At 57.9% G+C, this 14,001-nt stretch carries 12 protein-coding genes and 2 tRNA genes; all 14 read left to right on the top strand.

Features of this window, described 5'->3' with window-relative positions:
• The first annotated feature begins 3 nt into the window (after nucleotides 1–3).
• The 14 genes from folP to AC07V9_RS25825 all read left to right on the top strand — a co-directional run bounded on the left by folP (nucleotide 4) and on the right by AC07V9_RS25825 (nucleotide 13,287).
• Nucleotides 4–855: a dihydropteroate synthase gene (gene folP, locus AC07V9_RS25890; RefSeq protein WP_495018476.1), complete on the top strand. Its 852-nt coding sequence runs from the start codon at nucleotides 4–6 to the stop codon at nucleotides 853–855.
• 16 nt (nucleotides 856–871) lie between these two features.
• Nucleotides 872–2,215, top strand: coding sequence for a phosphoglucosamine mutase (gene glmM / locus AC07V9_RS25885; RefSeq protein ID WP_495018475.1), 1,344 nt, complete (start codon nucleotides 872–874; stop codon nucleotides 2,213–2,215).
• 66 nt (nucleotides 2,216–2,281) lie between these two features.
• Nucleotides 2,282–3,037 (top strand): triose-phosphate isomerase, encoded by a 756-nt coding sequence (tpiA, locus tag AC07V9_RS25880; protein WP_495018474.1) that lies wholly within the window; start codon nucleotides 2,282–2,284, stop codon nucleotides 3,035–3,037.
• Between the two features lie 4 nt (nucleotides 3,038–3,041).
• Complete coding sequence (gene secG, locus AC07V9_RS25875) at nucleotides 3,042–3,425, top strand: preprotein translocase subunit SecG (RefSeq protein WP_166597059.1); 384 nt, start codon at nucleotides 3,042–3,044, stop codon at nucleotides 3,423–3,425.
• Between the two features lie 45 nt (nucleotides 3,426–3,470).
• Nucleotides 3,471–3,556, top strand: a tRNA-Leu gene (locus AC07V9_RS25870).
• A gap of 97 nt (nucleotides 3,557–3,653) precedes the next feature.
• A tRNA-Met gene (locus AC07V9_RS25865) sits at nucleotides 3,654–3,730 on the top strand.
• 129 nt (nucleotides 3,731–3,859) lie between these two features.
• Nucleotides 3,860–4,318: a ribosome maturation factor RimP gene (gene rimP, locus AC07V9_RS25860; RefSeq protein ID WP_495018502.1), complete on the top strand. Its 459-nt coding sequence runs from the start codon at nucleotides 3,860–3,862 to the stop codon at nucleotides 4,316–4,318.
• Between the two features lie 59 nt (nucleotides 4,319–4,377).
• Nucleotides 4,378–5,859 carry a transcription termination factor NusA gene (gene nusA, locus AC07V9_RS25855; RefSeq protein ID WP_495018473.1) on the top strand — a complete coding sequence of 494 codons (1,482 nt, stop codon included), beginning with the start codon at nucleotides 4,378–4,380 and terminating at the stop codon, nucleotides 5,857–5,859.
• Between the two features lie 27 nt (nucleotides 5,860–5,886).
• Entirely contained in the window at nucleotides 5,887–8,424 is a 2,538-nt protein-coding gene (gene infB / locus AC07V9_RS25850) for a translation initiation factor IF-2 (RefSeq protein ID WP_495018472.1), read from the top strand.
• A gap of 157 nt (nucleotides 8,425–8,581) precedes the next feature.
• Nucleotides 8,582–8,983: a 30S ribosome-binding factor RbfA gene (gene rbfA, locus AC07V9_RS25845; RefSeq protein ID WP_495018471.1), complete on the top strand. Its 402-nt coding sequence runs from the start codon at nucleotides 8,582–8,584 to the stop codon at nucleotides 8,981–8,983.
• A gap of 4 nt (nucleotides 8,984–8,987) precedes the next feature.
• On the top strand, nucleotides 8,988–9,905 hold the full coding sequence (truB, locus tag AC07V9_RS25840; protein ID WP_495018470.1) for a tRNA pseudouridine(55) synthase TruB: 918 nt from the start codon (nucleotides 8,988–8,990) through the stop codon (nucleotides 9,903–9,905).
• 151 nt (nucleotides 9,906–10,056) lie between these two features.
• Complete coding sequence (gene rpsO / locus AC07V9_RS25835) at nucleotides 10,057–10,326, top strand: 30S ribosomal protein S15 (protein WP_003197723.1); 270 nt, start codon at nucleotides 10,057–10,059, stop codon at nucleotides 10,324–10,326.
• A 208-nt stretch (nucleotides 10,327–10,534) separates the two neighbouring features.
• Nucleotides 10,535–12,640 (top strand): polyribonucleotide nucleotidyltransferase, encoded by a 2,106-nt coding sequence (gene pnp, locus AC07V9_RS25830; protein WP_495018469.1) that lies wholly within the window; start codon nucleotides 10,535–10,537, stop codon nucleotides 12,638–12,640.
• A 296-nt stretch (nucleotides 12,641–12,936) separates the two neighbouring features.
• Entirely contained in the window at nucleotides 12,937–13,287 is a 351-nt protein-coding gene (locus AC07V9_RS25825; protein WP_495018468.1) for a BON domain-containing protein, read from the top strand.
• Nucleotides 13,288–14,001 lie beyond the last annotated feature (714 nt).

Below are 14,001 nucleotides of genomic sequence, written 5' to 3'. Positions count from 1 at the left end.
GACATGACTTCTACGCTGTACCCTACCCGGTTGCCTTGCGGCAACCGGGTTCTTGATTTGTCCCGGACGCACGTCATGGGAATCCTCAATATCACCCCCGATTCGTTCTCCGATGGCGGTCGTTTCGCGCAGCGTGATCTCGCGCTGGGTCATGCCGAAGCGATGGTCAAGGCTGGCGCGACGCTGATCGATGTTGGTGGAGAATCCACGCGTCCTGGCGCGCGCACCGTTTCTCCCGTTGAGGAGCTTGAGCGGGTGGCGCCGATCGTCGAAGCGATCAATCGTGAGCTCGATGTGGTTATCTCGGTGGATACCTCGACGCCTGCAGTGATTCGCGAAACGGCACGTCTGGGCGCTGGCTTGATCAACGACGTGCGTTCGCTGCGGCGTGATGGCGCGCTGGATGCTGCGGTCGCGACCGGGCTGCCGGTGTGCCTGATGCACATGCGCGGCGAGCCGACGGACATGCAGGATGACCCGCGCTACGACGATCTGATTGGTGAAGTGACGTCTTTCCTTCGTGAGCGAATGGACGCCTGTGTGGCGGCCGGCATCGCGGCTGACAAGATCATCCTCGACCCCGGTTATGGATTTGCCAAGACGCTCGATCACAACCTGAGCCTGTTCAAGCACATGGAGGTCCTGAATGTGCTGGGTCGGCCTTTGCTGGTGGGTGTGTCGCGCAAAAGCATGATCGGCAAGGTGCTCGACAAGCCAGTCGATCAGCGTCTTTACGGCGCCCTGGCATTGGCCGCGATGGCCATGCTCAAAGGGGCAAGAATTTTACGTGTGCACGATGTTGCGGAAACTGTCGACGTGGTGCGGATGATTGCCGCTGTCGAATCGGCAAAATAAGAAGGATGGAGCATCCATGACCAAGAAGAAATATTTCGGAACCGACGGCATTCGTGGTCGTGTCGGTCAATTTCCGATCACCCCGGACTTCATGCTCAAGCTCGGTTGGGCTGCCGGTATGGCGTTCCGCAAGATGGGCGCGTGCCGCATTCTGGTCGGCAAGGACACGCGAATCTCCGGTTACATGTTCGAATCCGCGCTGGAGGCGGGCCTGTCTGCTGCCGGTGCTGACGTGATGTTGCTCGGCCCGATGCCGACGCCAGCGATCGCTTACCTGACGCGCACCTTTCATGCGGAAGCAGGCATCGTCATCAGTGCATCGCATAACCCGCATCACGACAACGGCATCAAGTTCTTCTCGGGCCAGGGCACCAAGTTGCCGGACGAGATCGAGATGATGATCGAGGAGCTGCTCGATGCGCCCATGACCGTGGCCGAGTCGGAAAAACTTGGCAAGGTCTCGCGCATCAACGACGCAGCGGGTCGCTATATTGAGTTCTGCAAAAGCAGCGTGCCGACGAGCACTGATTTTGCCGGCCTCAAGATCGTCGTGGACTGCGCTCATGGCGCGACCTACAAAGTGGCGCCAAACGTGTTCCGCGAACTGGGTGCCAAGGTCACCGTGCTGTCCGCGGCTCCGAACGGCCTGAACATCAACGACGATTGCGGCTCCACCCACATGGGCAGCCTGCAGGCAGCTGTCGTCGCTGAAAAGGCTGACCTGGGCATTGGTTTCGATGGCGATGGTGATCGCGTCCTGATGGTCGACCACACTGGCGCCATCGTCGACGGCGACGAGCTGCTTTACATCATCGCCCGCGACCTGCACGAGCGGGGGCGCTTGCAGGGTGGTGTTGTCGGTACTCTCATGAGCAATCTGGGGCTTGAGCTGGCACTGGCGGATCTGAACATTCCATTCGTGCGCGCCAACGTGGGCGACCGTTACGTGATCGCTGAGCTGCTTGAGCGCAACTGGCAAGTGGGGGGTGAGAACTCCGGCCACGTTGTCTGCTTCCAGCACACAACTACCGGTGATGCGATCATCGCTGCGCTTCAGGTACTGCTGGCCTTGAAGCGTACCGGCCAGAGCCTGGCCGAGTCTCGTCAGGGACTGAAGAAATGCCCGCAGGTGTTGGTCAATGTGCGCTTTGAGGGCGGCAAGGTCGACCCTGTTCAGCACCCGGCCGTCAAAGAGGCCTGTGAGCGTGTCACGGCGGCCATGGGTGGTCGTGGTCGCGTGCTGCTGCGCAAGTCCGGCACAGAGCCGCTGGTGCGTGTAATGGTCGAAGGTGAAGACCAGAACGTGGTCGCCGGGTATGCCGATGAGCTGGCAAAACTGGTTGCTGAAGTTTGCCTCTGATTTCGGCTTGCCAGTGTTGAAAGTGTTGGGTAACATCTGCGCCCACTTTGACCGACGAGGTACAGCATGCGTCGCCCTATGGTAGCTGGTAACTGGAAAATGCACGGTACCTGCGCCAGCGTCGCTGAGCTGGTCGAAGGTTTGGCGAACATGGCCATTCCTGAAGGTGTCGATGTTGCGGTATTCCCTTCGAGCCTGCACGTCAGCTTCGTTGTCGAGTGCTTTGAAGATCACTCGATTTCGGTGGGTGCGCAGAACTGCGCACACGAGGCAGGTCAGGGTGCGCTGACCGGCGAGATTTCGCCGACTCAGTTGCAGGACGCAGGTTGCAAGATGGTGCTTGTAGGTCATTCGGAGCGTCGCCAGATCATGGGCGAAAGCGATGAAGTCCTCGCCCGCAAATTTGCGGCGGCCCAGGCAAGTGGGCTTACTCCGGTGTTATGCATCGGTGAAACACTTGAGCAGCGCCAGGCTGGCAGGACGCTTGAAGTTGTCGGGCAACAACTCGACAGCATCATCGAAGAGCTTGGTATCGATGCGTTTGTGAATGCGGTAATTGCCTACGAGCCAGTCTGGGCCATTGGTACCGGATTGACGGCCTCGCCGGAACAGGCGCAGGAGGTGCACGCAGCCATTCGTGCGCAGTTGGCGAAAGAGAATTCTGAGGTCGCGCAAGGTGTGCGGCTTCTATATGGCGGCAGCGTGAAGGCGGCCAATGCGGTCGAGCTGTTCAGCATGCCGGATATCGATGGGGGCCTCATTGGTGGCGCTTCCCTGAATGCAGATGAGTTCGGTGCGATCATTCGCGCCGCGGGAAACTGAAAAAATGCTGGAAACAGTCGTAGTCGTTCTTCATCTGCTGGGTGCGCTGGGCGTTGTTGCTCTGGTATTGCTGCAGCAGGGTAAAGGTGCGGACGCTGGTGCGTCGTTCGGAGCAGGTGCATCAAATACTGTCTTCGGAGGCCAAGGTTCCTCTACCTTTCTTAGTAAGTTTACTGCTATACTTGCCGCCTGTTTCTTCATAACCAGCTTGGGGTTAGGTTACTTTGCTAAAGAGAAAGCTCACCAGCTGACTCAAGTAGGTTTGCCAGATCCAGCGGTATTGGAAGTGAAGCAAAAACCGGCAGCAGATGATGTTCCGGTCCTGGAAGGGCAACAGAAACCAGCCGCTGCTCCAGCTGACGTTCCTGCCGCTCCAGAACAGAAGTAACACAGGATTCGCAGTTGATATTGGGACTGCAAATAGAGTTGTAATGCCGAGGTGGTGGAATTGGTAGACACGCAACCTTGAGGTGGTTGTGCCCATAGGGTGTAGGGGTTCGAGTCCCCTTCTCGGTACCAATTAACAAGGCAGCCCGCAGTAGCGGGCTTTCTTGTAGGTGGATGTGTTGGATTGACCCGAAACGGGTTCGGTCGTATACTTCCGCCCCAGCTTTGTCGCGGGGTGGAGCAGTCTGGTAGCTCGTCGGGCTCATAACCCGAAGGTCGTTGGTTCAAATCCAGCCCCCGCAACCAGTTTTAGCGGAGCCCCTTTTCAGGGGCTTTTTGTTAGCTGGACACTTTATGGCGCCGCTGTTCGACGGCGTTTTCATGATGGGCGCTTCGCCCATTTTTTATTTGCACAGCATGCACGAGGGGGTTCAGGTGTCGAGCAAGCTAGAACAGTTGCAGGCCTTGTTGGCCCCGGTAATCGTGGCCCTTGGCTATGAATGCTGGGGTATCGAGTTTTCGGCTCAGGGCCGTCACTCGCTGTTGCGCGTTTATATCGATAAAGAGGGCGGTGTGCTGGTGGACGATTGTGCCATCGTGAGCCGTCAGATCAGCGGTGTTCTGGACGTAGAAGATCCGATCAGCTCCGAATATACGCTCGAAGTTTCTTCTCCTGGCATGGAACGCCCGCTGTTCACGATCGAGCAGTTTGCCGCCTTTGCCGGGGAGCAAGTGAAGATAAGACTACGTTCGCCCTTCGACGGTCGACGTAACTTTCAAGGCCTTCTCCGCGGGGTGGAGGAGCAGGATGTCGTGGTGCAAGTGGATGCCCATGAATACCTGTTGCCGATCGATCTGATCGACAAAGCCAACATTATTCCCACGTTTGACTGAGACGTGCCAGATACTGCGGATCCCGCGGATCCAATGGCTTGCGAAAGGCGAGGCGTACGATGAGCAAAGAAGTACTGCTGGTTGTTGAGTCGGTATCCAATGAAAAAGGCGTACCGGCCGGTGTGATTTTTGAAGCGCTGGAAATTGCGTTGGCCACGGCCACCAAAAAGCGTTTTGAAGACGAAGTGGACCTTCGTGTGGAAATCAATCGCCACACGGGTGCCTATGAGACGTTCCGTCGCTGGACGGTCGTCGAAGAAGACGATCTTGACGATCCGGCCATTGAAACCTGGCCGAGCAAGGTTGCCCAGACGCATCCGGGCGCCAAGGTCGGTGAGGTTGTAGAAGAAAAGATCGAATCCATCGAGTTCGGCCGCATCGCTGCCCAGACCGCCAAGCAGGTCATCGTGCAGAAAGTCCGCGAAGCCGAGCGCGCCCAGGTGGTGGACGCTTATCGTGAGCGTCTGGGCGAAATCATTTCCGGTACTGTTAAAAAAGTTACACGTGACAATGTCATCGTCGACCTGGGTAACAATGCCGAGGCGCTGCTGGCGCGTGAAGACATCATTTCGCGGGAAACTTTCCGCGTCGGTGTCCGCGTTCGTGCATTGCTCAAAGAAATCCGCACTGAAAACCGCGGCCCTCAGCTGATCCTGTCGCGCACCGCGCCAGAGATGCTGATCGAGCTGTTCCGGATCGAAGTTCCGGAAATCGCCGAAGGTCTCATCGAGGTGATGGCTGCCTCCCGTGATCCAGGATCGCGTGCAAAAATCGCAGTTCGCTCCAAGGACAAACGCATCGACCCGCAAGGCGCCTGCATCGGCATGCGCGGTTCGCGTGTTCAGGCTGTTTCCGGCGAGTTGGGCGGCGAGCGTGTAGATATCGTCCTGTGGGACGACAACCCGGCACAGTTCGTCATCAACGCCATGTCGCCTGCGGAAGTTGCAGCGATCATCGTTGATGAAGACGCCCATGCCATGGATATCGCTGTAGGTGCAGACAATCTGGCCCAGGCGATTGGCCGTGGCGGTCAGAACGTTCGTCTTGCCAGTCAGTTGACCGGCTGGACCCTGAACGTGATGACCGAGTCGGACATCCAGGCCAAGCAGCAAGCGGAAACCGGTGACATCCTGCGCAACTTCATCGACGAGCTGGAAGTCGACGAAGAATTGGCTCAGGTGCTGGTAGACGAAGGCTTCACCAGCCTGGAAGAGATTGCCTACGTACCGTTGGAAGAAATGCTCAACATCGACGGCTTTGACGAAGACATCGTCAACGAGCTTCGCGCTCGTGCCAAGGATCGTTTGTTGACCAAAGCCATCGCTACAGAGGAAAAGCTGGCAGACGCCCATCCGGCCGAAGACCTGCTCTCGCTTGAGGGTATGGACAAGGATTTGGCGATGGAACTGGCGGTGCGCGGCGTAATTACCCGCGAAGACCTGGCCGAGCAGTCTATTGACGATCTGCTCGACATCGACGGCATTGACGATGATCGTGCCGGCAAGTTGATCATGGCCGCCCGAGCCCATTGGTTCGAGTAACTAGGCGCGGCCTGAGGAGAGAAGTGCATGACGCAAGTCACGGTGAAACAACTGGCCGATGAGGTCAAAACACCGGTTGAGCGCCTGTTGCAGCAGATGCGTGAGGCAGGTCTGCCGCACACCGCCGCCGATGAAGGTGTGAGCGATAGTGAGAAGCAGTCTTTGCTGACGCACTTGAAGAGCAGCCACAAGGCGAAAGTGGAAGAACCGCGCAAGATCACTTTGCAGCGTAAAACCACCAGTACGTTGCGCGTTGCTGGCAGCAAGAGCATCAGCGTTGAAGTACGTAAAAAGAAAGTCTTTGTACAACGCAGCCCGGAAGAAATCGAAGCCGAGCGCAAGCGCGAGCAAGACGAGCGTCGTGCAGTAGAAAACGCTGCACGCCAGAAGGCTGAAGAAGAAGCCCGTCTGCGTGCCGAAGAAGAAGCACGCCGTCAGCCTGCTCCTGCTGCCCAAGCTGCAGAAGCGGTTGCCGCTCCTGCACCTCAGGCGGCTGCACCCGTGGCTGTCGAAGCTGTTCAGGAAGCGCCTGTGGCGGCTCCTGCTCCAGCGGCAGACGCTCGCAAGCGCGACGAACCACGTCGTCCTGACAAGCCACGTGCCGACGAGAACAACCGTCGCGGCGGCGGTGGTGGCGATGGCGAGCGCAAAAACGCTCCGCATCGCGCTTCGGTCAAGGAAAAGGCGCCAGCCCCACGGGTTGCTCCACGTACCACCGACGAAGAAAGCGATGGCTTCCGTCGTGGCGGTCGTGGCAAGGCCAAACTGAAGAAGCGCAATGCGCACGGCTTCCAGAACCCTACCGGTCCTGTGATTCGTGAAGTGAAGATCGGCGAGACCATCACTGTGGGCGACCTCGCTCAACAGATGTCGGTCAAGGCCGCTGAGATCATCAAGTTCATGTTCAAGCTGGGTACTCCAGCGACCATCAACCAGGTTCTGGATCAGGAAACTGCTCAGCTGGTCGCCGAAGAACTGGGCCACAAAGTGACCCTGGTCAGCGACACCGCCCTGGAAGATTCCCTGGCCGAGTCGCTGAAGTTCGAAGGCGAGACGTTCTCCCGTGCACCGGTCGTGACCGTAATGGGCCACGTTGACCACGGTAAGACGTCGCTGCTCGACTACATCCGTCGTGCCAAGGTTGCTGCTGGCGAAGCCGGCGGGATCACCCAGCACATCGGTGCATACCACGTCGAAACCGAGCGTGGCATGGTGACGTTCCTCGACACCCCAGGTCACGCCGCGTTTACCGCCATGCGTGCTCGTGGTGCCAAGGCCACCGACATCGTGATTCTGGTTGTCGCCGCTGACGACGGCGTGATGCCGCAGACCATCGAAGCCGTGCAACACGCACAGGCTGCCGGTGTTCCGCTGGTGGTCGCGGTCAACAAGATCGACAAGCCCGGCGCTGACCTGGACCGTATCCGCAGTGAGCTGTCGGCTCACGGCGTAACGTCCGAAGAGTGGGGTGGTGACACGCCATTCGTTCCGGTCTCGGCGAAAGTCGGTACTGGCGTCGACGAGCTGCTCGAAGCCGTTCTGCTGCAGGCCGAAGTTCTGGAACTGGTTGCAACCCCGTCGGCTCCTGGCCGTGGTGTTGTGGTCGAGTCCCGTCTTGACAAGGGCCGTGGTCCTGTGGCGACTGTTCTGGTTCAGGACGGCACGCTGCGTCAGGGCGATATGGTCCTGGTCGGTTCGAACTACGGTCGCGTTCGCGCCATGCTCGATGAGAACGGCAAGCCTATCAAGGAAGCCGGTCCATCCATCCCTGTCGAGATTCTCGGCCTGGACGGTACGCCAGATGCTGGCGATGAGATGAGCGTTGTGGCTGACGAGAAGAAAGCCCGCGAAGTGGCTCTGTTCCGTCAAGGCAAGTTCCGCGAAGTCAAGCTGGCCCGTGCTCACGCCGGCAAGCTGGAAAACATCTTCGAGAACATGGGGCAGGAAGAGAAGAAGACGCTCAACATCGTCCTCAAATCCGACGTCCGTGGTTCTCTTGAAGCTTTGCAGGGCGCTTTGAACGGCCTGGGCAACGACGAAGTGCAGGTACGTGTAGTGGGCGGCGGCGTCGGTGGTATCACCGAGAGCGATGCCAACCTGGCGCTGGCTTCCAACGCTGTTCTGTTTGGCTTCAACGTGCGTGCTGATGCTGGCGCGCGCAAGATCGTCGAGCAGGAAGGTCTGGACATGCGTTACTACAACGTCATCTACGACATCATCGAAGACGTCAAGAAGGCCCTCACCGGCATGCTTGGCAGCGACGTCCGGGAGAACATCCTGGGTATCGCCGAAGTGCGTGACGTGTTCCGCTCGCCGAAATTCGGTGCGATCGCCGGCTGTATGGTCGTCGAAGGTACCGTTTACCGTAACCGTCCGATCCGCGTACTGCGTGAAGACATCGTTATCTTCGAAGGCGAGCTGGAATCCCTGCGCCGCTTCAAGGATGACGCTTCCGAAGTGCGTAACGGCATGGAATGCGGTATCGGCGTCAAGAGCTACAACGACGTCAAGGTCGGCGACAAGATCGAAGTCTTCGAGAAGGTCCAAGTGGCTCGCAGCCTCTAAATCGCGAGCTTCAGGAATCCTGGCAGTCGCCGCATGAAAATGCCCAGCGCCCGTTATGGACTCTAAACGCAACGCCCGGTCCGGCTTCTGCCAGGCCGGGCGTTTGCCGCTTTCAGACCACGCAGCACCGCTGGGTGGCAGCAGCAGGTAACAAGACATGGCAAAAGAATACAGCCGTACCCAACGTATCGGCGATCAGATGCAGCGCGAGCTGGCGCAACTGATCCGTCGTGAAGTCAAGGACCCACGCGTGGGTCTGGTCACCATCACTGCCGTCGACGTCAGTCGTGATGTCGGTCACGCGAAGATCTTCATCACCGTGATGGGAGTCGAAGGCGCGGAAGATATCTCACAGACGCTCAAGGTGCTGAACTCCGCCGCAGGCTTCCTGCGCATGCAGCTGGGTCGTGAAATGAAGCTGCGCAGCGTGCCTCAGTTGCACTTCCATTACGACGAAAGCGTATCGCGCGGTGCTCACCTGTCGGCGCTGATCGAGCGCGCGGTGGCTGAAGACAACCAGCACGACCAAGCTTCCAAGCAAGATGCCTCGGAGGAGTAGCGGCGTGGCTCAGGTCAAGCGTATCCGCCGTAACGTCAGCGGCATCATCCTGCTCGACAAGCCGCTGGGCTTCACCTCCAATGCTGCCTTGCAGAAGGTTCGCTGGTTGCTCAACGCGGAAAAGGCCGGCCACACCGGTAGCCTCGACCCATTGGCCACCGGCGTGCTGCCGTTGTGCTTCGGGGAGGCGACCAAGTTCTCCCAGTACCTGCTCGATTCCGACAAGGGTTACGAAACCCTGATGCAGCTGGGCAAGACTACCACCACGGCAGACGCTGAAGGCGACGTGTTACAAACTCGCCCGGTGACCGTTGGTCGCGCCGATATCGAGGCTGTACTGCCCGATTTTCGCGGGAATATCAGTCAGATACCGCCGATGTACTCCGCCCTCAAGCGTGATGGCCAGCCGTTGTACAAACTGGCGCGCGCAGGGGAAGTGGTGGAGCGCGAGGCGCGTTCTGTTACTATTGCGCGCCTGGAATTACTGGCGAGCGAAGGCGAGACCGCTCGACTGTCGGTTGGCTGCAGCAAAGGCACTTATATTCGGACCCTGGTGGAGGATATTGGTGAGAAGCTCGGCTGTGGTGCTTACGTCGCAGAACTGCGCCGCACTCACGCCGGCCCCTTCACGCTGGCCCAGACGGTCACGCTCGAAGAGCTGGAAGCCGTGCACGCCGAAGGTGGCAACGAAGCGGTCGATCGCTTCCTGATGCCGTCCGACAGCGGTTTGCTCGACTGGCCGTTGCTGAAGTTTTCCGAGCACAGTTCGTTCTACTGGTTGCATGGTCAGCCAGTCCGCGCACCGGATGCGCCGAAATTCGGCATGGTGCGGGTGCAGGATCATGAAGGACGCTTCATCGGGATCGGTGAAGTGAGTGAAGACGGGCGCATTGCGCCACGTCGACTGATTCGGTCAGAGTGACCGGACCCGTCGAGTCGGGGGTCTCCCGGCGCGGCGGTACGAGGGTGGCTGTTAACAGGCATGGTCACTCCTCATTTATAGATACAGGGATTTGTCCCTGGCCTGTTGAAGCTGTTTCTTTGAAACAGTTTCCTGATAGAAGGATTGCCACATGGCTCTCGACGTTCAAGAAAAGGCTCAAATCGTAGCTGACTACCAGCAAGCTGTTGGTGACACTGGTTCGCCAGAAGTGCAAGTTGCACTGCTGACCCACAACATCAACAAACTGCAAGGTCACTTCAAGGCCAACGGTAAGGATCACCACTCCCGTCGTGGTCTGATCCGCATGGTTAACCAGCGTCGTAAGCTGCTGGACTACCTGAAAGGCAAGGACGTGAGCCGTTACAGCGCTCTGATCGCTCGCCTGGGTCTGCGTCGCTAATCAGCGATTGCGCTAGAGGTTGGTTGTCTGTCGTGCGTCAGAGGGTTTCCCGCTGGCGCATGGCAGGCTCCCAGCCTCAAGTTTTATCTGGATACACGTTTTTTCGGTATACACGTACATCTGGACAGGCGTCGGGCCGATTCCCCTCGCTGCCCAAGAATTCGCAAGAAACCAGTTCCCCCAAGAGCCACAAAGAAGGTAGGAAACCGTGAACCCGGTAATCAAGAAGTTTCAATTCGGTCAATCGACCGTCACTCTGGAGACAGGCCGTATCGCCCGTCAGGCTTCTGGTGCGGTATTGGTCACCGTTGACGACGACGTCACCGTCCTCGTGACCGTGGTCGGCGCCAAGCAGGCAGACGCTGGTAAAGGCTTCTTCCCGCTGTCTGTTCACTACCAGGAAAAAACCTACGCCGCCGGCAAGATCCCAGGTGGCTTCTTCAAGCGCGAAGGCCGTCCTTCCGAAAAAGAAACACTGACCTCGCGTCTGATCGACCGTCCGATCCGCCCACTGTTTCCTGAAGGTTTCATGAACGAAGTGCAGGTTGTCTGCACCGTCGTTTCCACCAGCAAGAAAACCGATCCGGACATCGCTGCAATGATCGGTACCTCGGCTGCCCTGGCGATCTCCGGCATTCCTTTCGACGGCCCGATCGGCGCCGCTCGCGTGGCTTACCACGAAAGCACCGGCTACCTGCTGAACCCGAACTACGAGCAACTGAAAGCTTCGAGCCTGGACATGGTCGTTGCCGGTACCGAAGAAGCGGTACTGATGGTTGAGTCCGAAGCCAAAGAGCTGACCGAAGACCAGATGCTGGGCGCCGTGCTGTTCGCTCACGACGAATTCCAGTCGGTCATCAAGGCTGTCAAAGAGCTGGCCGCCGAAGCTGCCAAGCCTACCTGGACCTGGGCGCCTCAGGCAGAAGCCACTGAACTGCTGGGCGCGATCCGCTCCGAGTTCGGTGCTGCGATCTCCGAGGCCTACACCATCACCGTCAAGGCCGACCGTTACGCGCGTCTGGGCGAGCTGAAGGATCAGGTCGTTGCCAAGCTGGCCGTTGAAGAAGGCAGCCCGTCGGCTTCCGAAGTCAAAGCCGCATTCGGCGAAATCGAATACCGCACCGTTCGCCAGAACATCGTTGATGGCAAGCCACGTATCGACGGCCGCGACACCCGCACCGTACGTCCGCTGAACATCGAAGTCGGCGTTCTGCCAAAGACCCACGGCTCGGCCCTGTTCACCCGTGGTGAAACTCAGGCGCTGGTTGTAGCGACCCTGGGTACTGCCCGTGACGCGCAGTTGCTGGACACTCTGGAAGGTGAGAAGAAAGACCCGTTCATGCTGCACTACAACTTCCCTCCGTTCTCGGTGGGCGAGTGTGGTCGCATGGGTGGCGCTGGTCGTCGCGAAATCGGCCACGGCCGTCTGGCTCGCCGTTCGGTTCAGGCCATGCTGCCTGCTGCTGACGCGTTCCCGTACACCATCCGTGTGGTATCGGAAATCACCGAGTCCAACGGTTCCAGCTCCATGGCTTCGGTCTGCGGCGCTTCCCTGGCCCTGATGGACGCAGGCGTTCCGCTGAAGGCACCGGTTGCCGGTATCGCCATGGGTCTGGTTAAAGAAGGCGAGAAATTCGCTGTTCTGACCGACATCCTGGGTGACGAAGACCACCTCGGCGACATGGACTTCAAAGTGGCCGGTACCGCCAATGGCGTCACCGCACTGCAGATGGACATCAAGATCAAAGGCATCACCGAAGAAATCATGGAGATCGCCCTGGGCCAGGCCCTGGAAGCTCGCCTGAACATCCTCGGCCAGATGAACAAGATCATCGGTCAATCGCGTCCTGAGCTGTCGGAGAACGCTCCGACCATGATCGCGATGAAGATCGACACCGACAAGATCCGTGACGTCATCGGCAAGGGCGGCGCGACCATCCGTGCCATCTGTGAAGAAACCAAGGCTTCGATCGACATCGAAGACGACGGCTCGATCAAGATCTTCGGCGAAACCAAGGAAGCCGCTGAGGCTGCACGTCAGCGCGTTCTGGGTATTACTGCTGAGGCCGAGATCGGCAAGATCTACGTCGGTAAGGTGGAGCGCATCGTCGACTTCGGCGCATTCGTCAACATCCTGCCTGGCAAGGACGGTCTGGTGCACATCTCCATGCTGAGCGACGCTCGCGTTGAGAAAGTTACCGACGTGCTGAAAGAAGGTCAGGAAGTCGAAGTACTGGTACTGGACGTGGACAATCGCGGCCGTATCAAACTGTCGATCAAGGACGTCGCGGCAGCCAAGGCATCGGGCGTTTAATCGCACGCAGTCAAGGTTATTGAGAAAGGGCCCGTTTGGGCCCTTTTTTTTCGAGTGCAATTAAGGGGTTACGGCCGGAACGAAACGCAAATGCTCGTTCAGAACATGCATCTTGCAAGCGGAACTTTCCGTAAACGGGCAATCTGCACGATCGGACGGGATCCACTATTTGTTAACTCATTGATTTTCATAAACAAAATCAAGCGGCGAGGTTTGGCACAGCGCTTGCGATATACCTCATAACCCTGCGGCCAACGAGGTTGGCGCAGATTCTGAGAAAAACAGGAGTTACTCGTATGAAGAAGTTCGCTATCGCTGCTGCTACCGCCACTGCTCTGACTCTGACCATGGCTAACGTAGCCATGGCTGAAACCTCGACCCAAGCACCTATGCAATTGGCTGCAGGTGAAGTGGCTAAAACCAAAGAAGCCACCTCTGATACCTGGATCACCACCAAGGTCAAGTCCGACCTGCTGACTGAAAAAGGCATTCCAGGCTCCGACATCAAGGTAGAAACCAACAAAGGCGTGGTTTCCCTGTCGTCGACGGTCGCTATCACCGAAGCGCAGAAAACTACCGCTGTCGCCATCACCAAGAAAATTAAAGGCGTCAAAGCTGTTTCGGCTGACGGCCTCAAAGCTCAGTAATCAGTTTCTCAAGAGCCGAAAGAACGCACGGCTGACGGCCAGGGAGGCTGTTAGTTGGTCGATTGAAGGTTCATGCGAAGGCCACAGGGATGTGGCCATTACAAGCCCTGGCGCTCGCGCCGGGGCTTGTTCTATCTGGCGGTCGAGAAAGTGTCAGCACCTTCGCTCAATATTCCCTCGACTCGGGTCTGATGCGCCCTGTGTTCTCCTAACTACATCCCGCTGCTCAATGCGCACTGTCTTGGTTCAATGCCGGAATGGGTGCGTCGCATGTCTGCACTTACTTACAGCTTCTGAATTAACAGTAACGGTTCGGCGGCGTTGAGTCGGTAATTCACCCTGTCCATTGCCCGATGGTTTTAATAAATGCCTATTAAGTCTTTGAATTAACGGCGTATTTGTCTTGGTCTTGCAAGCCTTGGGCAGAGCGGCTGACCGCATGTTTGGCGGGGTTGGCGGATATGTCGCGGCTTTCGTCACGATCACAGTTAAGGCTGCTCGCGAGGATATTGACGCCAACAATCAAGCGTTTGTCTTTTTCATTCAAATGCGTTGTTGAAAGTAGGCATGAGCATAAATATTGCATACTGCGCAGCCTATCCCTGAATGAGTGAAGATTCGACTCACTTTTTCCGCGCAGTTGTTATTGAACATTGTTCGATTCAATGCGGTGCGAGTGTTGCAAGCCAATTGATTGCGCTGATATTCCGGGCC

Source organism: Pseudomonas sp. GW821-FHT02A11 (genome assembly GCF_059421985.1).
The sequence above is the reverse complement of the archived record's forward strand: the minus strand, read 5'-3'. Positions and strand labels throughout refer to the sequence as shown.

Coding starts and splice junctions, on each gene's coding strand:
- tpiA (WP_495018474.1), top strand. CDS start 2,282: ATGCGTCGCCCTATGGTAGCTGGTAACTGGAAAATGCACGGTACCTGC.
- infB (WP_495018472.1), top strand. CDS start 5,887: ATGACGCAAGTCACGGTGAAACAACTGGCCGATGAGGTCAAAACACCG.
- nusA (WP_495018473.1), top strand. CDS start 4,378: ATGAGCAAAGAAGTACTGCTGGTTGTTGAGTCGGTATCCAATGAAAAA.
- glmM (WP_495018475.1), top strand. CDS start 872: ATGACCAAGAAGAAATATTTCGGAACCGACGGCATTCGTGGTCGTGTC.
- folP (WP_495018476.1), top strand. CDS start 4: ATGACTTCTACGCTGTACCCTACCCGGTTGCCTTGCGGCAACCGGGTT.
- rpsO (WP_003197723.1), top strand. CDS start 10,057: ATGGCTCTCGACGTTCAAGAAAAGGCTCAAATCGTAGCTGACTACCAG.
- AC07V9_RS25825 (WP_495018468.1), top strand. CDS start 12,937: ATGAAGAAGTTCGCTATCGCTGCTGCTACCGCCACTGCTCTGACTCTG.
- secG (WP_166597059.1), top strand. CDS start 3,042: ATGCTGGAAACAGTCGTAGTCGTTCTTCATCTGCTGGGTGCGCTGGGC.
- rbfA (WP_495018471.1), top strand. CDS start 8,582: ATGGCAAAAGAATACAGCCGTACCCAACGTATCGGCGATCAGATGCAG.